Source organism: Undibacterium sp. Jales W-56, from assembly GCF_025548535.1.
In the GTDB taxonomy this organism is placed as follows: domain Bacteria; phylum Pseudomonadota; class Gammaproteobacteria; order Burkholderiales; family Burkholderiaceae_D; genus Undibacterium.
Genome location: NZ_JAJLQW010000002.1, coordinates 240,968 through 260,746 on the forward strand (window position 1 = coordinate 240,968; position 19,779 = coordinate 260,746).

Annotated in this window: 19 protein-coding genes, 1 tRNA gene and 1 other RNA gene; 8 read left to right on the plus strand and 13 right to left on the minus strand. The window is 50.4% G+C overall.

Annotation, left to right across the window (positions count from 1 at the left end; translation table 11 throughout):
• Positions 1-43: 43 nt before the first annotated feature.
• The 8 genes from kdpA to LPB67_RS07065 form a co-directional block, all read right to left on the minus strand.
• Positions 44-1,825 carry a potassium-transporting ATPase subunit KdpA gene (kdpA, locus tag LPB67_RS07030; protein WP_262836405.1) on the minus strand — a complete coding sequence of 594 codons (1,782 nt, stop codon included), beginning with the start codon at positions 1,823-1,825 and terminating at the stop codon, positions 44-46.
• The gene (gene kdpF, locus LPB67_RS07035; RefSeq protein ID WP_262836407.1) at positions 1,825-1,914 is read right to left on the minus strand and encodes a K(+)-transporting ATPase subunit F; all 90 of its coding nucleotides are present in this window, start codon (positions 1,912-1,914) and stop codon (positions 1,825-1,827) included. Before kdpF ends, kdpA begins: the two co-directional genes overlap by 1 nt.
• 430 nt (positions 1,915-2,344) lie before the next feature.
• A tRNA-Ser gene (locus LPB67_RS07040) sits at positions 2,345-2,438 on the minus strand.
• 91 nt (positions 2,439-2,529) lie between these two features.
• On the minus strand, positions 2,530-3,789 hold the full coding sequence (locus LPB67_RS07045; protein ID WP_262836408.1) for an aspartate kinase: 1,260 nt from the start codon (positions 3,787-3,789) through the stop codon (positions 2,530-2,532).
• A 474-nt stretch (positions 3,790-4,263) separates the two neighbouring features.
• Positions 4,264-4,830 carry a DUF1415 domain-containing protein gene (locus LPB67_RS07050; RefSeq protein ID WP_262836409.1) on the minus strand — a complete coding sequence of 189 codons (567 nt, stop codon included), beginning with the start codon at positions 4,828-4,830 and terminating at the stop codon, positions 4,264-4,266.
• A gap of 216 nt (positions 4,831-5,046) precedes the next feature.
• Positions 5,047-5,736 carry an aquaporin Z gene (gene aqpZ, locus LPB67_RS07055; RefSeq protein WP_262836410.1) on the minus strand — a complete coding sequence of 230 codons (690 nt, stop codon included), beginning with the start codon at positions 5,734-5,736 and terminating at the stop codon, positions 5,047-5,049.
• Between the two features lie 311 nt (positions 5,737-6,047).
• Complete coding sequence (aceB, locus tag LPB67_RS07060) at positions 6,048-7,634, minus strand: malate synthase A (RefSeq protein ID WP_262836412.1); 1,587 nt, start codon at positions 7,632-7,634, stop codon at positions 6,048-6,050.
• A 34-nt stretch (positions 7,635-7,668) separates the two neighbouring features.
• The gene (locus tag LPB67_RS07065; RefSeq protein ID WP_262836413.1) at positions 7,669-8,346 is read right to left on the minus strand and encodes a haloacid dehalogenase type II; all 678 of its coding nucleotides are present in this window, start codon (positions 8,344-8,346) and stop codon (positions 7,669-7,671) included.
• A gap of 232 nt (positions 8,347-8,578) precedes the next feature.
• On the opposite strand from LPB67_RS07065, the gene LPB67_RS07070 reads away from it, so the two are divergent.
• On the plus strand, positions 8,579-9,484 hold the full coding sequence (locus LPB67_RS07070; RefSeq protein WP_262836414.1) for a LysR family transcriptional regulator: 906 nt from the start codon (positions 8,579-8,581) through the stop codon (positions 9,482-9,484).
• A 93-nt stretch (positions 9,485-9,577) separates the two neighbouring features.
• Here LPB67_RS07070 and LPB67_RS07075 read toward each other — a convergent pair whose 3' ends face one another.
• From LPB67_RS07075 to LPB67_RS07085, 3 genes are all read right to left on the minus strand, one after another.
• Positions 9,578-9,781: a cold-shock protein gene (locus tag LPB67_RS07075; protein WP_262836415.1), complete on the minus strand. Its 204-nt coding sequence runs from the start codon at positions 9,779-9,781 to the stop codon at positions 9,578-9,580.
• Positions 9,782-9,976: 195 nt separating this feature from the next.
• Positions 9,977-10,588, minus strand: coding sequence for a TetR/AcrR family transcriptional regulator (locus LPB67_RS07080; RefSeq protein ID WP_262836416.1), 612 nt, complete (start codon positions 10,586-10,588; stop codon positions 9,977-9,979).
• Between the two features lie 92 nt (positions 10,589-10,680).
• Positions 10,681-11,160: a thioesterase family protein gene (locus tag LPB67_RS07085; protein ID WP_262836417.1), complete on the minus strand. Its 480-nt coding sequence runs from the start codon at positions 11,158-11,160 to the stop codon at positions 10,681-10,683.
• 481 nt (positions 11,161-11,641) lie between these two features.
• Here LPB67_RS07085 and LPB67_RS07090 point away from each other — a divergent pair, with 481 nt between their 5' ends.
• From LPB67_RS07090 to LPB67_RS07110, 5 genes are all read left to right on the plus strand, one after another.
• Positions 11,642-12,094, plus strand: coding sequence for an Hsp20/alpha crystallin family protein (locus tag LPB67_RS07090; protein WP_262836419.1), 453 nt, complete (start codon positions 11,642-11,644; stop codon positions 12,092-12,094).
• 28 nt (positions 12,095-12,122) lie between these two features.
• The gene (locus LPB67_RS07095) at positions 12,123-12,503 is read left to right on the plus strand and encodes an Hsp20/alpha crystallin family protein (RefSeq protein ID WP_262836420.1); all 381 of its coding nucleotides are present in this window, start codon (positions 12,123-12,125) and stop codon (positions 12,501-12,503) included.
• A gap of 30 nt (positions 12,504-12,533) precedes the next feature.
• Complete coding sequence (locus LPB67_RS07100; RefSeq protein WP_262836421.1) at positions 12,534-13,055, plus strand: Hsp20/alpha crystallin family protein; 522 nt, start codon at positions 12,534-12,536, stop codon at positions 13,053-13,055.
• Positions 13,056-13,303: 248 nt separating this feature from the next.
• Positions 13,304-14,284 carry a YfdX family protein gene (locus LPB67_RS07105; protein ID WP_262836422.1) on the plus strand — a complete coding sequence of 327 codons (981 nt, stop codon included), beginning with the start codon at positions 13,304-13,306 and terminating at the stop codon, positions 14,282-14,284.
• Between the two features lie 358 nt (positions 14,285-14,642).
• On the plus strand, positions 14,643-15,278 hold the full coding sequence (locus LPB67_RS07110) for a MarC family protein (protein WP_262836423.1): 636 nt from the start codon (positions 14,643-14,645) through the stop codon (positions 15,276-15,278).
• Positions 15,279-15,406: 128 nt separating this feature from the next.
• Here LPB67_RS07110 and LPB67_RS07115 read toward each other — a convergent pair whose 3' ends face one another.
• Complete coding sequence (locus tag LPB67_RS07115; protein ID WP_262836424.1) at positions 15,407-15,868, minus strand: cache domain-containing protein; 462 nt, start codon at positions 15,866-15,868, stop codon at positions 15,407-15,409.
• Positions 15,869-16,078: 210 nt separating this feature from the next.
• An RNA gene (ffs, locus tag LPB67_RS07120) (signal recognition particle sRNA small type) lies at positions 16,079-16,177 on the minus strand.
• A 344-nt stretch (positions 16,178-16,521) separates the two neighbouring features.
• On the opposite strand from ffs, the gene LPB67_RS07125 reads away from it, so the two are divergent.
• A complete protein-coding gene (locus LPB67_RS07125) occupies positions 16,522-17,427 on the plus strand; it encodes an ABC transporter ATP-binding protein (protein ID WP_262836425.1) in 906 nt (301 codons plus the stop codon).
• Positions 17,428-17,436: 9 nt separating this feature from the next.
• Positions 17,437-19,323, plus strand: a complete 1,887-nt coding sequence (locus LPB67_RS07130; RefSeq protein WP_262836426.1) for an ABC transporter permease — start codon at positions 17,437-17,439, stop codon at positions 19,321-19,323.
• Positions 19,324-19,779: the final 456 nt, after the last annotated feature.

Here is a 19,779-nt window from a genome sequence, read left to right on the forward strand (position 1 = left end):
GATAATCAGCAAACTTGATTGCAAATGAGTCGACAAATCAAGTTTAGTGAGCAAACAATTGCAGGTGTTCGACGACAGGACCCAGAGCCAGTGCCGGGATGTAGTTCAATACGCTGATCAGGACCACGGTACCAACCAGCAAAGAGATGAACATCCAGCCATGTGTCGGCATGGTGCCGGCGTTGGCTTCCAGTCGCTTCTTGGCTGCCAGGGAACCTGCGATCGCGAGGATAGGAACGATCGTGGCAAAGCGGCCGAACCACATCGCAATCGCCAGCAGCACGTTGTAGAACGGCGTGTTCGCAGACAAACCGGCAAAGGCGCTGCCATTGTTATTGGCCGCCGATGTGAAGGCATACAAAATCTCAGAAAAGCCATGCGCACCCGGATTGGCAATCCCGGCTTTACCATCGGCTGCCATCACCGCAATCGCGGTACCGATCAGCACCAGTGCAGGCGTGACCAGGATCACGATGGCGGTCATTTTCATTTCGTAAGCCTGGATTTTTTTACCCAGGTATTCCGGTGTGCGGCCTATCATCAGGCCCGCGATAAACACGGCAAGAATGGCGAAAATCAGCATGCCGTACAACCCGGAACCGACACCGCCAAACACCACTTCGCCAAACTGCATGAAAACAATAGGCACCAGGCCGCCCAGGGGCATCAGCGAATCGTGCATCGCATTGACGGCGCCGCAGGACGCTGCCGTCGTGATCGCGGCAAACAGCGCCGAGGCACTGATACCGAAGCGGGTCTCTTTACCTTCCATGTTGCCGCCGGATTGCAACGCGCTGGTAACCTGATCCACTCCCAAGGAATGCAGCACAGGATGCGCCTGCTGTTCTGCCGCAAACACGCCCAGTGTCAGCACGATAAATAAAATGGTCATGGCACCGAGCACAGCCCAACCCTGACGAATATCACCAACCATGCGACCAAAGGCAAAACATAAGGCCGCGGGGATCAGGAAAATACTCAGCATCTGTGCAAAGTTCGTCAGATAATTCGGATTTTCATAAGGATGCGCAGAGTTCGCATTGAAGAAGCCGCCGCCGTTGGTACCGATCATCTTGATCGCCTCTTGCGAAGCCACAGGGCCCATCGCAATAGTTTGGGTCTTGGCAGTCAAGGTCTCGGTAATGGGATTGCCTTGCGCATCTTTGATTGGCTGACTATAGGTAATCGGGTCGAGCAAGGACACTTCTTTATAACCATCGAAATTCTGGATCACGCCTTGCCCCATCAAAAACACCGCAAAGATCAGCGACAAAGGCAATAGCAAGTACAAAGTGGCGCGCGTGATATCGACCCAAAAATTGCCGAGCGACTGAGAAGAATGACGGGAGAAACCACGGATCAGCGCGAACACCACTGCGATGCCGGTCGCGGCGGAAAAGAAATTTTGCCCGACCAGTGCCAGCATTTGGGTCAGATAACTCATGGTGGACTCGCCAGAGTAACCCTGCCAGTTGGTGTTACTGACAAAACTCACGGCCGTGTTAAAAGCGGAATCGGGACTGACATTCGCCATGCCTTGCGGATTCAGCGGCAGCCATTGCTGCACCCGTTGCAGCACATAGACGACTAAAGCACCGAGGGTATTAAAAACCAGCAAGGCAATTGCATAGACTTTCCAGCCCATACCCTGCTGCGCATCGACACCCGCCGTGCGGTATAACATGTTTTCAACACGACCCAGCCAGCCCCAACCCGGCACACGTCCGGCGGCTGCGAGTCTGGCAATAAAATGACCTAGCGGATACGCCATCGCCAATAACAGCGCAAAAAAAACCAGCAGTAAAACAATCGCTTGCGTTGTCATCACAATTCCTCCGCTTTCAATAGAGCTACCACCAGGTAGATCAGCAAACCCGCCGCCACTATCGCGGCAACCAGATGAACGATCGTCATTGCGCTTCTCCCAATGCATGACAAACCAGCGTAAACGCCCAAACCAACAGGAAGAATCCAATGATTCCTCCAACAAAAACCAGATCCATAAAATCCGTCATCACTGCCCTCAGGGGTGTTGTTTTAACGAGGATAAGAATAGCGGGATGTATCTAAAGATTTTGTAAAGACTGGGGGGATGGGTGTAAACAGAATGTAAAAATCGGAATGTAAAAATCGGGCGGCGACGATCGAACCGGATTGAACATGATTGGAAAGCTTGAACAATACAAGAATAGAGTGACGCCAAGCGTCAAAACCGGCAAGGAGCTGAGGCATACGCGCAGCAGTCGCACCAGATCATTCATGCGCACAGAACAGGCACAGGAATTAATATCGTCCACCAAAGAAAAATGCCCGCTTAACTTTCGTTAAGCGGGCAGATATTCTTTGGCGGAGGCGGTGAGATTCGAACTCACGATACAGGTTTAAGCCCATATGCTTCCTTAGCAGGGAAGTGCCTTCGGCCACTCGGCCACGCCTCCACACGTTTGCGACTGATTACTCAATCACAATCGAGACCGAGATAATAGCTGCTTGTTCGGAATTGGTCAACAACCAAGCCAGAACAATCTGCTAATTTCCTTCGGTGGATTCCAGGCCGAAGGCTTTGTGCAGGGAACGTACGGCTAATTCCATGTATTTCTCATCGATCAGCACTGAGATCTTGATTTCTGAGGTCGAGATCATCTGGATATTAATGCTCTCTTCCGACAGGGTACGGAACATCTGCGATGCGATACCGACGTGGCTGCGCATGCCGACACCGACCACGGAAACCTTGGAGACCTTGGGGTCGCCAATGATGCTGCCGGTGCTGATGTGTTCCTTGACGCTGCCTTCCAGCACTTGCATGGCCTTAGCGTACTCGCCGCGCGGTACCGTAAACGTGAAGTCGGTTTTGCCGTCCACAGACTGGTTCTGGATGATCATGTCGACTTCGATATTCGCATCGGCAATAGGACCCAGGATCTGGTAGGCAATGCCTGGCTTGTCCGGGACGCCGAAGACGGTGATTTTTGCTTCATCACGGTTAAACGCGATGCCGGTGATGGTAGCTTGTTCCATATGTGTATCTTCCTCAAACGAAATCAGGGTGCCGGAATTCATTTCTTCTTCCAGCGGAATTAATGGGTCTGTCAACGAGGACAAGACACGGGTCGGCATGCGGTAGTTGCCGGCAAATTCGACCGAGCGGATCTGCAGGACTTTTGAGCCCAGCGAAGCCATTTCCAGCATCTCTTCAAAGGTCACCGTCTTCAGGCGACGGGCATCGGACACCACGCGCGGATCGGTTGTATAGACGCCATCAACGTCAGTGTAGATCAGGCATTCTTGCGCCTTCATTGCAGCGGCCACGGCCACGGCTGAGGTATCAGAACCGCCACGACCCAGGGTCGTGATATTGCCCAGCTCGTCAACCCCCTGGAAGCCCGTAATAATCACGATCTTGCCGGCATCCAGGTCGGCACGGACTTTAGCATCATCAATCGAGGCGATCCTTGCCTTGGTATGTGCGGAATCGGTTTTAATTGCAACCTGCCAGCCGGCGTAAGACACGGCTTCCTTGCCGACCGCATGCAGCGCCATCGACAATAGCGCGGAGGAAACCTGTTCGCCGGTAGAGGCAATCATGTCTAGTTCGCGAGGATCAGGCTGCGCCATAATTTCTTTGGCCAGACCGAGCAGACGATTGGTTTCGCCGGACATGGCGGACGGCACCACAACAATCTGGTGACCTGCATCATGCCATTTGGCAACGCGCTTTGCGACGTTCTTGATGCGTTCAGTCGAACCCATCGAAGTGCCGCCGTATTTGTGGACGATTAGAGCCATAGATGTAGAAAACCTAAAGGGTAAAAAATGCGGAAAATCAACCCTTTACTCTACATGCTGCTACGCAAAATAACAAGTGAAGCCTGCCTGTTTTTTAGGCAGACCTTGCTTGAAAAAAATCACTTATAGCGAGTTCGCCGTCAGAAGTCTGAACAGTTTGCTTATGGAATTGCCAGGTTTGCACGGCTACCAGCTGATGGCTACCAGCACCAAGTTGCAGCCGGAATCTAAGAATTAAGAAAAATAAAGGGAGTATAGGATAAATCATCATATTTCCGCTTATCCAGCATACGTTTCCTTGAGTAATACATTGATACATCTACCCAGTATCTAAAATCAATCAGATCCCAGAATTAAATACGGGAGTGCTAAAAATGAAAATCGGTAAATTACTTATTTGCATAAGGATATAAAAAAATGATTGCAGGCACTACATCATTTTGTCTTGAATGAAGACCGGATGAAAATAACAAATTACTTTTTACGTGCTGATGGGAATAATTTACGCCAGCCATCCAACCCCAGGTCGCGCATGGTCTGGATGTTTTTTTCATAGATCATATCGGCATCTGGAAAAGCCGCAATTGCCTTGTCGATGCTTTCTTCGCGGATCAAATGCAGACATGGGTAGGGTGAACGATTGGTAAAGTTTTCGATATCGTCAGGATCGGTACCGGCAAATTGGTAATCCGGGTGAAAACTGGCAATTTGTAAAATTCCCTCCAGATCGAGTTCTTGCAAAGCCGCATCTGCCACATCCAGAAAATCGTTGTAATCCAAAAAATCCCTCAGTACATAAGGGTGAATCAGGATACTGGTTTCGATTTTCTCGGGATTGGCTTCGGCTAATAGTTCCAGCTCTTTTACCAGGTCCTGCAGCAGCTCATCCGGTGTTTTCGCTTCACTGACAGTAAACCGAATCTGCTGCTTGACCTGAACGGCTTTAGCGAACGGACATAAATTCAAACCGATCACGGCTTTTTCCAGCCAAAGTTCGGTCGCGGCAATCGCTTCGGTAGCATTGATCAAATTGGCGGGCATAACAACAGTCTTCCAATGAAAAGAAGACGCAAGAATAGCATGCAATTATTTCATACCGCAGTGCGGCAAAAATAAATTACCCCCTCTTGCGCCTTACAAGCTCAGCCTTGGTTCCATTACATCACTTCGACATCATGGTAACAATCCGACCGGGAACCAGTATAAGGAGCTGAGCAAGAGCCTGGATGACGACATACCGGCATCCTGATCAATGACTTATTTGCCGTCACCGGCAATCATTTTGTAGGTAACTGCACCGATTGCTGCACCGGCAATCGGTGCAGCCCAGAACAACCATAGCTGCTGCACCGCCCAACCACCGACGTATAAAGCAACACCGGTGCTGCGTGCCGGATTTACCGAGGTGTTAGTCACAGGAATGCTGATCAGGTGGATCAAGGTCAGACCCAGGCCAATTGCAATGGGTGCAAAACCTTTCGGCGCTCTGGCATCGGTAGCGCCGAGAATAATCACCAGAAAAAACATCGTCATCACAGCCTCAGTCAGCCATGCCGCCTGCAAGGAATAACCGCCGGGCGAATGTTCGCCATACCCATTTGAAGCAAAACCTGCCGCTACATCAAAGCCCGGCTTGCCGCTGGCGATCATGAACAAAATACCGCCGGCCACAATCCCGCCCAGAACTTGCGCCACGATATAAGGTAATAATTGATTCGCAGGAAAGCGTCCGCCGACCCACAAACCGATAGATACCGCTGGATTTAAATGACAACCGGAAATGTGGCCAATGGCATATGCCATCGTCAATACCGTCAGGCCAAAAGCCAGAGAGACGCCGTGCAAACCAATCCCCACACCGGGAAAAGCGGCGGCCAGCACGGCACTGCCGCAACCGCCCAGAACCAACCAAAAAGTCCCAAAAAATTCAGCGCCGTATTGTTTCATTTGCTCACTCACTTTCCTGAAAGAAGGATAGATTCATTTTTTACGATACGATAATTGCCCTGATGTAGCTGTCGCACCGATGAGCATTAATATAACAAATTAATATTGCCATATTGAAAAATTTATGAAAATGGTGACGTTGATGCAAATAGCAAATTGCAGTCTATGATTTGAATATCTTGATCAAATTCGCCCACAGAATGCGGATATGCGTCAGGCGTTCCTGAGCGCTTATCCATAAAAAAAGCGATCCGTTGCCAGATCGCTTTTTATCAATTCATTACCTATCTTAACGATATGCGTCGAATAAATTAAATTTCTTCATATAAAGGCAAAGTCAAGAATTCAGCGAAGGAATCCGAAGTCGACATCTCTTCAAAAATCACAGCAGCACGATCATAAGTCGCACCTGAACCGACCAATTCTTTCACCTTGGCAAGTTCCTGCGGGATCATGGCGCGCACTAAATCTGCGGTGATCTTAGTGCCGTCTTCCAGCAAGCCTTTGCTCGAACGTATCCATTGCCATACCTGGGAACGGCTGATTTCTGCCGTCGCTGCATCTTCCATCAAATTGTGAATCGGCACACAGCCATTACCGGCCAGCCATGCGCCCAGGTAATGGATGCCGACGTTGATGTTGTAACGCAGACCGGCTTCGGTAATCGGTGTTTCCGGTTGGAAGTTCAGCAAATCTTTTGCAGTAACTTCGACATCGGGACGTTGCTTGGAAATTTGATTCGGCGCGTCGCCCAATACTTTTTTGAATTCCGTCATCGCCAGTTCTACCAAGCCCGGATGCGCCACCCAGCCGCCATCGTAGCCGTCGGTCGCATCGCGCGCTTTATCAACACGCACGCCCCCCATTGCGACATCATTCTTTGCCGGATCGTTTTTGATCGGGATCAGGGCGGCCATACCGCCGATCGCCGGCGCATTACGCTTGTGGCAGGTTTTCAACAGCAATAAGGCATACGAACGCATGAAAGGCGCCGTCATCGTGACCTTGGCACGGTCTGCCAGGCAGAAGTCTTTATTGTTCTTGAATTTTTTGATGCAAGAGAAAATATAATCCCAGCGCCCCGCATTCAAGCCTGAGCTGTGTTCACGCAATTCATACAGGATTTCATCCATTTCAAATGCGGCGACGATCGTTTCAATCAGCACGGTGGCTTTGACGGTGCCTTGCGGCAAGCCGATTTCATTTTGCGCCATCACGAAGATATCATTCCACAGACGCGCTTCCAGATGCGACTCCATCTTTGGCAGATAGAAATAAGGACCGGCGCCGCGCGCCAGTTGCTCTTTGGCGTTATGGAACAGGAACAGCGCAAAATCAAAAATACCGCCGGAGATACGCTTGCCATCGACCAGTACATGTTTTTCATCAAGATGCCAGCCGCGCGGACGCACTACCAGCGTCGCAACCGTATCATTGAGTTGATAGCTTTTACCGTTTTGTTCCAGGCTGATCGTGCGACGCACGGCATCGCGCATATTCAGCTGACCTGTCAATTGATTATCCCAATTTGGCGTGTTGGAATCTTCAAAATCGGTCATGTAACTATCGGCACCGGAGTTCAGGGCATTGATCACCATCTTGCGCTCTACCGGACCGGTAATCTCGACGCGACGGCATTCGAGTGCTTTGGGAATCGGCGCGATTTTCCAATCGCCTTCGCGGATATGTTTAGTCTCCGGCAAAAAATCTGGCAATTCACCCGCATCCAGACGTGCTGCGCGGGCTACCCGGGCAGCCAATAATTCCTGACGACGCGGCTCAAAAGCGCGGCTCAGTTTAGCGACTAATTCGAGTGCTTCCGGAGTCAGGATTTGTTCAAAGCCCGGTTTGATTTCACCCGTAATTTGCATGCCTGCTGGCAAAGTGATGTGTGTCATAAGATTCTCCGCTATTAAAATAAAAATATAAAAATTAAACCTGTGTATCTAAAAACTGAATGACGTCTGTGAGCGACTTACCCTGACCGTGCGGCACCACGCCGAGCTCCTCCAAAGGCGCATCGTTTCGGTTGACCCAAAAAGTCGTATAGCCAAACCAGGTCGCACAACAGGCATCCCAGCAATTACTCGACACGAATAAAATATTTTTGACGGGCAGGTCAAACATATCCGGTGCCATTTGATAAGCCTCAGGCGCGGTCTTAAATTTTTTTACTGCATCGACCGACAACAAGTGATGAAAAATACCTTGCATATCGGCAGCATCAACAGCCGACTGCAGCATATGCTGATTGCCATTCGAGAGGATCGCCAGCTTCAATCCGCGCTCGCGCAATTGCTTCAGCACGGCGAGATTTTCTGGAAAAGCTTGCAAGCGTGCGTACTGCCCCATGAGGGCATTTTGCGCATCCAGACTCAACTGCAAGCGCAATTTATTACATGCATAAACCAACGCATCCTGGGTTACTTCCCAAAACGGTTTATACATACTGCACATGGTGCGCAAACGCGTATATTCGATTTGCTTGTCGCGCCACAGCCCAGCTAAAGCCAGACCATTACCCGGGAAAATTTTCTCCCCCAGTTCGCCTATCGAGTACACATCAAACAGCGTACCGTAAGCATCAAAAGCAATTGCCTGAATGGACATGAGTGAAACAATCAAAATAGGACGGTATTTTTAAATAATCAAAAAATCCGCCATTGATAAAGAAAACATCAAGTGAGTGATACGCAGTATATTCACTAGAAATAATTATAAATACGACGTTTTATCACTTTATCTTTGCGTTTTAGTTAAAGATAAATCGTATGCTTGACCAATATCATTTATATTTATCAAATGTAACGCCATTTTTCCTGTTTTAACTTACGACAATAATATGGATCAATTCAAACAAATTTCTACTTTTGCCGAAGTCGCCGCCCGCGGCAGCCTGTCTGCCGCGGCCCGCGCTGAAGGCGTTGCACCGGCCATGATAGGCCGTCGGCTAGATGCGCTTGAAGAACGATTGAGCGTGAAATTATTACAGAGAACCACACGTAAAATCGCCCTTACCAACGAAGGCGCTGCATTTCTGGAAGACTGCCAGCGCATCCTGGCGGAACTTGAAGAAGCGGAGACTTCAGTTTCAGAACGCAGTGCGCGTGCCAGCGGTCAATTGACGATCTCGGCGCCGGCGGGTTTTGGTCGTCAGCATGTAGCGCCACTGGTACCGTCTTTTTTAAGCGAACACCGGGACGTCAAACTCACGCTCAGCCTGAATGATCGCGTGGTTGACCTGATTGGCGAGGGGGTTGATGTGGCAATCCGTATCGCCTCGCTGAGCGACTCCAATCTGATCGGCGTGAAACTGGCAGATAACAAACGCGTGGTCGTCGCCTCCCCTGCGTATATCAAACGTCACGGTGCGCCTGCGACTCTCGATGAATTAAGCAATCATAATTGCCTGGCATTTAGCAGCGACGGCAGTCAGCGCGGCTGGACCTTCCGCCAGAACGGCAAGAATGTCGTACTGAAGGTTGAAGGCAATATGGTCTGCAATGATGGCGAGGTGTTGCATGATTGGGCGATTGCAGGCAAAGGTCTCGCCTGGCGATCGATGTGGGAAGTCGGCACAGAAATCGAATCAGGCAAGCTGGTCACCGTGCTCGATGACTTTACCGCACCGGGCAATGATATTTATGCGATTTTTGCACAGCGCCGCCATTTGCCTTTAAGGATACGCGCCTTCGTGGATTTTTTACGCCACGCGTATAGCAAGCCAAACTACTGGCATAAGTCTTAAATCTGCCATAGACAGACAAAAAAAATCCCTGACATGTCAGGGATTTTTGCTTAGCAACTTAAACAAGTCACATTCTGCGTCTCAATATGAGAATTAGATCGCTTGAATGTTAGAAGCTTGCTTGCCTTTTGGGCCAGTTGTTACGTCGAAAGAAACGCGTTGGTTTTCTTTCAAAGATTTGAAGCCGGAGGATACGATTGCAGAGAAGTGAGCAAACAAATCTTCGCCGCCTTCATCTGGAGTAATGAAACCAAAACCTTTAGAATCATTGAACCACTTAACAATACCTGTTGCCATTACTATTTCCTATTTCAGTTAATGTGGGCAAGTGCCCGATAGATCGTTTCAACCAAGAAGAAATGACAGACTGATACTGCACTACCACCTAGAATCTCAACGATTGTTCGATTATACTCATAAATCCAAGACAAAGTAAAATAAAAAGAAGTCTTGTGTATTTCGTTTCATTTTCCACGACAAAACTCAGATTTTTCATTCAGATGGTGCAACACCTGTCAGGAAGAATTCCAAAATCTGCTCGGCCAACTGATCGAGATTCAGCCCCTTGCCCGGCTTATACCATTGGACACTGTAATTAATCGCACCAAGCAGCAGCAAACGGACGATCTTGCTATCCGACTTAATCAATCCCGCTTGCTTTAATTCAGAAAGCGATTTTTGCCAAAGCTGATCATAGCGATCCTTGAGATCGATAATTTTTCCCTGCAATTCCGGGCTGAGTGCATGCCAGTCATACAATAAAACCGGAATAAAATCATGCCCTTCGCCAAGCACCGTTTCTAAGTGCGCGCGCAATAATTTCCCGAATTTATCTAAAGCAGACATATCGCTGGCAACGATGCGCTCGACTTCTTCCAGCCCTGCAACCAGCCCCTCCTCCATCACGGCAGCCAGGATCTCTTGTTTGCTTTTAAAGTGATAAAAGGGACTGCCGGATCGCATGCCTACGGCATTGGCAATGTCGCGTACCGTAGTTGCGTCATAGCCTTTCTCGCGAAATAGCCGGGCCGAAACCCGGACCAGATCGGCGCGACGATTTTTCTCCTCATCAACAACTGTTGCGAGCGGGCGATGTTTAATCATATTGAATCGAGGATAGTCTGCTGAAGATTGTCTGTTGAATACACAGGCACAAATTATAAAAGCCGCTCAACAATACGCACGAACGTTTATTTTCAAGCCCGGCCATGCAGCATGAATGCAGCAGCACCAGTCGCAATGCGTTCATTTTTCTCATTGCGCAAATCCATCAAGACATTGGCAACACGTCTGCCTAACCGGGTCACCTCCGCTGTCGCAGTGAACCTCTTGCCTTTGCCGGGCTGTAGATAATCAATCCGCAAATCGATCGTACTCATATTGCCAAACTCTTTTAATTGCGATAGCGGATCGTCTTTGGGACTTTGTTTCGCCATTTTCAGAAGAATCGCAAAACCTGCCACGCTATCCAGCACTGAGGCAATCACTCCGCCATGTAGCATGCCCTGGGCAAAATTGCCCAGCAATTCTTCACGCATATCAAAATGCACCATGGGATGCTCGGGGTCAAAGTTGCCAAGCTTCACTCCCAGCAGTTGGCAAAACGGGATTTTCTCCTCCATCACCATGCGCAGTAATTGTTGAAATTCGGGATTATCGATAATGTGTTGTGTCATATATGCCTATTGATATCGATGCATCAAATCCGAGAAGCGATATTTATAATGATTTGTTCATTTTACTAAGCAAGCAATTGCTTTGTAAAGATAATGTCCAATTCGAATCTATTTCTTCGCCATCAGTCACCTATTAATCATAGGGCTTACGCAAAAACCCAAACATCTCACCACTGAGACACAGAGACACAGAGAAAAAGCAGGAGGAACCGACTCTATAGAGTGTCGGTATAAAAACGAATCCTCAAGCTGGGTTGCAGACACCAATTTGATGTGCGCCCACGACTACATTTACGGATACAAATAAAAAACCACCAATAAACGCGATCGGTTCGGATTGATTTTCGGGTTGATCACACGAACCATCTGTAGTCATTATTCGACCACTTGAAATCGTTTTTTACTATCCCTATATTAGAAATCGAGCCGGCTGGTCCTGGTCTCCTGCCGGTGTCAACCTTTGAATCGGAGGACACACACCATGTACGAATCGATTTTGAACCATCCAAATAGCCTGTTCGGTCAGTTCGAGCGCCTGCGTCGTGAAATCGATGATTTGTTTGGCGTCTCTGGTTTGCCTAGCAGCATCCGCTCTGTCGCGCCGGGAACGGTGCCTGCGGTCAATGTCGGCCGCACACCTTCCAGTGTGGAAATCTATGCGTTCGCTCCTGGCCTGGACGCCTCTAAGATCGGGGTGACGCTTGATCGCGGCGTGTTGCGTATTTCTGGCGAACGCGCTTCCGGCATTCCTGCGAATGATCCCAAAGTTCAGGTGTACACCCGCGAACGCGCAACAGGCAGCTTCACGCGTGCCATTTCATTGCCGGAGGACGTCGATTCCTCGCAGGTCAATGCAAATTACCGCGACGGGGTGTTGCATGTGAGCATCGCACGTCACGAATCGGCCCAACCTAAGCGCATCACCGTGCAGTGACGCGTCTGACAACCAAGGAGAATTCATCATGAGCGATAACAATCAAGTGGCGCGCCACGACGCCGATCAAGAGCAGCAACGCGCCGTGCTGCCCGCTGTTGACGTATTTGAGGATGCAAGCGGCATCACGTTGATCGCCGACATGCCCGGCGTACATAAGGACCAACTGGAGCTGAAGATCGAGGGCGATGCTCTCCTGATCGAAGGCAGTGCGCAGCCGCTCACGCCAGAAGGTCTGGAGGCGGTGTACGCCGAAGTACGTGTGCCGCGTTACCGCCGCAGCTTCACGTTGAGTCGCGAACTCGACACGGCGCACATCGAGGCCAACCTGAAAGACGGTGTTCTGAGTCTGCGCATCCCCAAGCAGCCGCAGGCTCAGCCTCGCCGGATCGCCGTGTCGGCAAGTTAAACCTGATACCAACTGTGGGAGGAATGAACCATGACCAAGCTTGCAGAACAACTCAAGCAAGGCGCGGATCAGGCCTGGGAGTCGCTGGCAGAGGGCTGGCGTGAGCTCAGCGCCCGCGCCAGCGGTGCGCTGACCCGTTTCTGGCCGGCACCCTCATCGGGACCAGTGTCACATTCGGATACGCCGCCCCCTCGAAACGAAGACCCGCTGCCGTTCGGCGGGTGGGCCTTTATGGCATCCGACGTGTTCGATGACGACGACAAAGTGATTGTACGCATTGAAGCACCCGGCATGCGGCGCGAAGACTTCAATATCGAATTGCAAGGAAATACTCTCACCGTTTGGGGAGAAAAGCGGTCCGATCGCGAAGTCAGCCGTGGCCGCTACAGTGTCGTGCAATGTGCTTATGGCAGCTTCCGCCGCGATGTGGCATTACCTGCGCCAGTCAAGGCCGAAGAAACCAAAGCCAACTACCGCGACGGGGTGCTGCGCGTCGAACTTCCCAAGGCTGACGGAGCCCGCGCTATCCATATTGCTGTCAAGGCAGTCTGAGCTTTAAAAAGGGCGTGATGCTACCCGGGTTACAGCGGGTTGCATCACGGCCGGGCAGGAACACCCGGCCATGAACGGAATGATGTTCTCTTGCCGGCTTCATTGGGGCCTCATAGCGAACTCGCGAGCTTGGGTTCGCTGACTGCATCGCCAATTGAAAGTGTCAGGCCAAGAGCTACGTCACTTACTGAGTCGGCAGCGGAGGTGCTGACCGACACGAATCTACTGAATCGAAAGGACGAATCATTATGAAGACATTCATGCTGAACCATCCGAACATTGGGTTCGGTTCATCGAAAGATACTGATCGTGCAGATCAACCACGCGCGTTGGCGCTAAAAGGGCTGACGGTAGCGCTGCTGAGCATCGGGATGACGACGGCGACGCCGGGCCTTGCCGCGACTTCGTCGCCAGCGAGCAAGCCACAGTTGCAGTCCGCATCCAGCAAGGCGGTTCAGTCTCAGGTCGACAAGCAGACTGCGGATGCGGCTGCGGAAAAGCGCAAGCAGCTCTTGAGCGATGCTGCGGCAGCGATCGCCCAGACGCAGCAGGCACTCAAGGCACTGGAAGATAAGAAGACCGATGTCGCGCTCAAAGCGCTTACCGAAGCCACCGGCAAACTTGAACTTATTGTGGCGCGGGATCCTTCTCTGAAGATGGCGCCTGTTGCCACTCAGGTTGTGACTTTCGACTTGTTCGCCGACCCGGAGACGGTCAAACTTGCGATCGCCGACGCGAAAAAGGCGCTCTCGGACGGTGACATTCCCAGAGCGCGATCTCTTGTTGAAGCGCTCGCGAGTGAAACTCAGATCCGAACCACGAACATTCCGCTGGCAACTTACCCGACGGCAATCAAGGCCATCACGCCCCTGATCGATGCGGGAAAGATAGACGAGGCTAAGACACAGCTGCAAACAGCACTGAATACTCTGGTCGTTACCACGGACGTGATACCGCTGCCTAAACTGCGTGTAGAGAACCTGCTAAAGGACGCACAGGCTTTGACCGAGAAAAAAGATCGCAGCAAAGACGACAACGACAAACTTGCAAACGAACTCAAGACTATACGCGAGCAGTTGCAGATGGCCGAGTTGCTGGGTTACGGAAAGAAGCGTGACTTCCAACCGATGTACGCTCAATTGGAATCCATCGAGAAATCCTCTGCAGGTGGTAAGAGTGGCACCAACTGGTTTGACAAGATACGCAAGCAAATCTCTGAGGCGTTCTGATCTGCAGCATGGCAGCAGCGGCTGCCGTGCTACTTGATGGGCACTTCTACGGCCCTCGGCGTCGAGCTTTTCAGCACACACATCTGTTACTGGGTACATTTTCTAATTCAGAATTGGTTGTTGGTAACGTATTTCTTCACGGATGGGCGCCCATTAATGTTCCAAATGATGGCGCAGGCAACCAGCAAGCACTACCTCGGCGGCCTGTCTTGCCCCCGCATTGATCAAAGAAGCGGTGATATTGAGGCCCGGCCCCACACGAAAAATCGTCTGAAAACAGCCGGACCTTTCAAGTAAGAGTCTGGCAGCTAAGGTCGGCGGGCGGCTTACCGAACCAACTTCAACGGAGAACCATAATATGCATCAGAACGAATTCATTGGTACTACAACGCTGCTTTACGCACTGGCGAATCCGATCGGAGTGATTCCAATCTTTCTGAGCCTGACTCGCGGCGTGATGGCGCGCGCACGACAAAAAACCATTGTTATAGCCAGCCTTGCTGTAGCAGCTTTCTTGTCGGCTTCGGCGCTGTTCGGCCGTGATATTTTGGCATTCTTTTATGTCGGGCTCGACGATTTCCGTATCGCTGGCGGCCTGTTCGCACTTTTCATCGCGTTTGAAATGTTTCAGGCGCACTATGGTGGTTTTATGCAAACCTCAGATGAGCGCCGCGAAGCCCAGTCCGACATTCGAGCTATTGCTATTACGCCTCTGGCTTTCCCGCTTCTGGTCGGCCCGGCAGAAATCGGCGTAATGATCACCTTGGCGAACGACACAGCGAATTGGCAGGGAAAAGCCGCACTGGTCGGCTCCGCGATCACGACCTCCGCCCTCGTGGGGGCTACCTTGTGTCTGGCCTTGCCAATCAACCGGTTGCTTGGTAGAACAGGAATCAATGTGGCGACGCGCGTGATGGCGCTGTTCGTGGCCGCCATCGGAATTCACTTCATCATGACGGGACTGCGTAATCAGCTACCTGGCCTTATTTCCTGACCATTCGTCAAAGGTAAAAAAAATCATTTGCACCAAGCGCCCTCTTGGTGCAAAGATAAGTGAAGAAACACACTGAAATACAGTCTGAAAGGACTGGCCTACGACTGAACAAAGATCTTATTTCACGCTCATTTATAGATGCCGCAGCCGACAAAATAATCATCTACTTTTTCTACATAAGTCGATTTATTCTCCAACACCTTGGTCATCGGATTTGGCCATTGATAATCGACCCAGCCGCTCCCCTTAGTTTTGATAATTGCGATCATTTCTCTGATGACAAATTTGTCGCCGGCTTTTAAATCGATCAAATTTTTGCCCATCATCTTAGGATTATTGCCATGAGATAAATTGAGTCCATTCAAGTCATAAACGATGATGTAGAGATCGCGATCATGAAACTCTTTATTCGAAGTATTCGCGAATTCGGCAAATGCTTTGTCTTTGCCCTGCGATTTAATGGTTGCTATCGCTTTTTTTACCATTGCGATGGCTTGATCGGTCGTGCCGCGATCCTCCGCAGCAGAAGTACCGGACAACAGACCCAAACTTAAAGCGCAGCACATGACAAATCTGTTTAAAATTTTCATCTGTATCTCCTCTAATCGTTTTTATAAAAAATCGTGAATTCGACCTGCCAATTCAGAGTAGATACAAAGAATCCCTAATGCAAGCAGATACGCTATCTGTGGATACAAAGCCACGACGACGGGCTATTGCATTACGACGTTTTTTTGGGGGGAGGAGAAATTGTCAGAACAACGACAAGGAGAAACAAGAAAGTACAAGACCTGAAAGAAAGAGGCGAGCCTGGTCTGCGGCACTTGCGGGAAATGACTGTGGCTGCTTCGTTCCCGACCTGACCAGATTGGCCATGCCGCAATGCGCAGGGGCCCGCCAGATCGCATTATAACTGATCAAGCCCGGTTCGTGCTGGCATTTTCTGCGCCCTGCCGTCCAAGAAGCTGGAAATCAAACCGGCGGGTATCAAACTTCATCCTCTGGTTTTTGCATTTCATCCTCAATAAATACGGTCTCGTCATTTGACAATGAGACAAGCAAATCCTGAAGGCTATTGTCACCATCGGGCAATATAGGTCGCTCTCCCATCCTGTAGTCAGAATATCATTGCAACAACGAAATACATTGCCTATTTGAACATTATTGCTATTATGCTCAGCACACTAAAAGCGATCGCGCTTATTTAACTTTTGAAGTAACCACACTCCCATAAGGAATCGTCATGGAATTACGCATACAGAATTTATCCAAGCAGTACAGCAACGGTGTACAAGCCCTGAATAATATTACGCTGACGATACCGGCCGGCATGTTCGGCTTGCTTGGACCGAATGGTGCCGGCAAATCGACGCTGATGCGTACTCTGGCTACCTTGCAGGATGCCGATTCCGGCACTGCTCATCTGGATGCGATTGACATCAAGACACATAAAGATGACGTGCGTCGCATGCTTGGTTATCTGCCACAGGATTTTGGCTTATATCCTAAAGTCAGCGCCTATGATCTGCTCGATCATTTCGCGCTACTGAAAGGTCTGGACAATCGTAAACAACGCAAAGAAATCGTTGAAGGCTTGCTGCACCAGACCAATTTATTCAATGTCAAAAGCAAACACGTCGGCGGTTTCTCCGGCGGTATGCGTCAGCGCTTCGGGATTGCGCAAGCCTTGTTAGGCGATCCTAAGTTGATCATCGTCGATGAACCGACTGCCGGTCTCGATCCGGAGGAGCGCGTACGCTTTCATAATCTGCTGTCCGACATCGGCAACGACAAGATCGTGATCCTGTCTACGCACATCGTTGAGGATGTTGCTGATCTGTGCAATCACATGGCGGTCATTAATCAAGGCTCCGTCATCCTGACCGGACAGCCATTGCAGCTCATCGACCAGATACAAGGCAAAATCTGGAAGCGCTTTATTGAAAAGAGCGATCTCGCAATATTCCAGACGCAATATCAAGTGATCTCGAGTCGCCTGACCTCCGGTCGCACACTGATCAACGTGTATGCCGACAGCCATCCTGGCGATGGCTTCACCCAAGCCCAAGCTAATCTGGAAGATGTGTATTTCTCCGCGATGGCGACACTGCTATCGCAGCAAACCGCAACGACTGCGCGCGCGGCATAAGGAACAATCATGCTCCCAATCATCCTGTTTGAGCTGCGGCAAAAATCCCGCAGCATTTCCACTTACGTGTATTTCCTGATGTTCTTCTCGTTGGCGATGTTGTGGATCGCGGCGGCGGGTGGCGTGTTCGATGGTGCTGTCATCGATTTCGGCGGCAAGGTGCATATCAATTCACCGATGGCGATTTCGCAGACCGTGACCTTCCTCGGCTATCTCGGTGTCGTGATTGTCGCGGCGATGATGGGCCGGGCGATCCAGCAAGATACTGAACACAATATCTGGCATTTCTTTTACAGCTCACCGATCAGTAAGTTCCAGTATCTGGGTGGCCGTTATCTTGGTGCGCTGCTGACCTTGATCCTGATTTTTTCCAGCATCAGCCTGGGTGCATGGCTAGGCTGCTACTTGCCGGGGGTGGGCAAAAACTTTCTCGGAACGATGATCCCGGCGGCCTATGTTGCACCCTACCTTACATCGCTGATACCGAACCTGATGATCTTCGGTGCACTATTCTTCACGCTGGGGGCCTTGTATCGCCGCATGTTGCCGGTGTATGTATCAAGCGTAGTCTTATTGATCGGTTATATGGTGGCTAGCACCTTAGCGCGTGATGTCGATGACCGAACCCTGGCAGCCCTGCTTGATCCGTTTGGCTCGCGTGCGATCAGCCGGATTACCGAATATTGGAGCGTTGTCGATAAAAATAGCCGGATCGTACCTATGCAGGGTCTGCTGCTGTACAACCGCCTGATCTGGGGTACGGTCGGCATCATCGCCATGGTGTTGTGCTATTGGCGTTTCGATTTCGCGACGATCAGTGCCAGTGGCAAGCAAAAGAAAGAAGTCGCCAAAGAGATCGCACCAACAACCATCCAGATTCCGGCCGTTACTCCGAATTACGGCAGTTCCAACTTACTGTCGCTGTTTGTCAGCCAATGCTGGCTGAACCTGCGCGAGACCGTCAAAAACGTGTACTTCGTCGTGATCGCCCTGACCGGCGTGATGTTCATGTTTTCGCTGTCCAATGCACTCGGCAAAATGTACGGTACTACCACCTATCCTGTCACTTATGCGGTGCTGGATTTGCTCGGCGGTAGCTTCAGTTTGTTCATGCTGATCATCACGACTTTTTATGCGGGCGAACTGGTCTGGCGCGAACGCGATGCGCGGATTGCACAATTGCTCGATACCTTACCGGTCCCTAACTGGCTGCCATTGATGTCTAAACTGGTCGCACTGATCAGCTTGCAAGGCATCCTGTTATTCGTGCTGATGCTGTGCGGACTCGTGATCCAGACTTTCAAGGGGTATACTCATTACGAGCTAGGCCAATACCTGCAACATCTGTTCCTGATGCAATGGCCCGCCTATGCACTGATCGCGGTACTGGCAATCTCGATACAGGTGATACTGAATAATAAGTATGTCGGTTATTTTTTGATGATCGCGTATTACATCGCAACAATTGCCTTGCCCGCCCTGGGGATCGAACATCCTATGGTCATGTACGGTGGCGGCCCCACTCCACATTATTCCGACATGGATGGCTTTGGCTACAACTTGCCGCAAGTATTTTGGTACCAGATGTACTGGACTGGCGCGGCGTTGATTTTGCTAAGCCTGGCGATGCTGATGTGGGTGCGCGGCACGACGATCGAGTGGCGCAATCGCATTCGGCTAGCGCGGCGCGCCATCACGCCGGCGATCACATCAACGCTGGCGTTGGCTCGCTGCTATTTGCCGGCGTCGGCAGCCTGTTGTTCTACTACACCAATATCGTCAATCACTATCAAAGCAGTTTTGACCTCCAGGAAATTAAAGCGAATTATGAGAAGCAATACAAAAAATATGAAGCCGTACCACAACCGCGCATTACCGATATCAAGGTTGCGATAGACATTTTCCCGGATCAGAGAACCGCACATGCAAAAACAAGTTATCAGTTAGTCAACAATGGAGTGGCACCGATCAGCGAAATCTTTATCTCGCAGGAAGAAAATGTCGGCATGAAGCAAGTGCATTTCAACAGGATTGCAACGCCGGCGATTCAGGACAAAAAGGGCTTTTACAGTTACAAGCTCAGTCCTGTCCTCGAAGCGGGCGACAAAATCGCTCTCGATTTTGAACTCGAGTTTGCACCGAAAGGTGTCGCAGGCATGGGCAGCGATAGTCATATCCTGTACAACGGCACCTTTCTCAATAGCGGCAGCTTTCCGCACATCGGCTACCAACCCATTATGGAGCTGAGCGATGAAAAAGAGCGCAAGAAACACGGTTTAGCCGATAAAGAGCGAATGGCAGAACGCGATGATCCTAAAGGTCTGTCAAACAGTTATATCGCCCATGACGCCG

Excerpts from the sequence above, each read along its gene's own strand:
- LPB67_RS07080 (WP_262836416.1), bottom strand. The coding sequence starts at position 10,588 with ATGATTAAACATCGCCCGCTCGCAACAGTTGTTGATGAGGAGAAAAAT.
- LPB67_RS07095 (WP_262836420.1), top strand. The coding sequence starts at position 12,123 with ATGAGCGATAACAATCAAGTGGCGCGCCACGACGCCGATCAAGAGCAG.
- LPB67_RS07110 (WP_262836423.1), top strand. The coding sequence starts at position 14,643 with ATGCATCAGAACGAATTCATTGGTACTACAACGCTGCTTTACGCACTG.
- LPB67_RS07105 (WP_262836422.1), top strand. The coding sequence starts at position 13,304 with ATGAAGACATTCATGCTGAACCATCCGAACATTGGGTTCGGTTCATCG.
- aceB (WP_262836412.1), bottom strand. The coding sequence starts at position 7,634 with ATGACACACATCACTTTGCCAGCAGGCATGCAAATTACGGGTGAAATC.
- LPB67_RS07100 (WP_262836421.1), top strand. The coding sequence starts at position 12,534 with ATGACCAAGCTTGCAGAACAACTCAAGCAAGGCGCGGATCAGGCCTGG.
- LPB67_RS07070 (WP_262836414.1), top strand. The coding sequence starts at position 8,579 with ATGGATCAATTCAAACAAATTTCTACTTTTGCCGAAGTCGCCGCCCGC.
- LPB67_RS07125 (WP_262836425.1), top strand. The coding sequence starts at position 16,522 with ATGGAATTACGCATACAGAATTTATCCAAGCAGTACAGCAACGGTGTA.
- aqpZ (WP_262836410.1), bottom strand. The coding sequence starts at position 5,736 with ATGAAACAATACGGCGCTGAATTTTTTGGGACTTTTTGGTTGGTTCTG.
- kdpA (WP_262836405.1), bottom strand. The coding sequence starts at position 1,825 with ATGACAACGCAAGCGATTGTTTTACTGCTGGTTTTTTTTGCGCTGTTA.
- LPB67_RS07045 (WP_262836408.1), bottom strand. The coding sequence starts at position 3,789 with ATGGCTCTAATCGTCCACAAATACGGCGGCACTTCGATGGGTTCGACT.
- LPB67_RS07065 (WP_262836413.1), bottom strand. The coding sequence starts at position 8,346 with ATGTCCATTCAGGCAATTGCTTTTGATGCTTACGGTACGCTGTTTGAT.
- LPB67_RS07075 (WP_262836415.1), bottom strand. The coding sequence starts at position 9,781 with ATGGCAACAGGTATTGTTAAGTGGTTCAATGATTCTAAAGGTTTTGGT.
- LPB67_RS07130 (WP_262836426.1), top strand. The coding sequence starts at position 17,437 with ATGCTCCCAATCATCCTGTTTGAGCTGCGGCAAAAATCCCGCAGCATT.
- LPB67_RS07115 (WP_262836424.1), bottom strand. The coding sequence starts at position 15,868 with ATGAAAATTTTAAACAGATTTGTCATGTGCTGCGCTTTAAGTTTGGGT.
- kdpF (WP_262836407.1), bottom strand. The coding sequence starts at position 1,914 with ATGACGATCGTTCATCTGGTTGCCGCGATAGTGGCGGCGGGTTTGCTG.
- LPB67_RS07085 (WP_262836417.1), bottom strand. The coding sequence starts at position 11,160 with ATGACACAACACATTATCGATAATCCCGAATTTCAACAATTACTGCGC.
- LPB67_RS07050 (WP_262836409.1), bottom strand. The coding sequence starts at position 4,830 with ATGCCCGCCAATTTGATCAATGCTACCGAAGCGATTGCCGCGACCGAA.
- LPB67_RS07090 (WP_262836419.1), top strand. The coding sequence starts at position 11,642 with ATGTACGAATCGATTTTGAACCATCCAAATAGCCTGTTCGGTCAGTTC.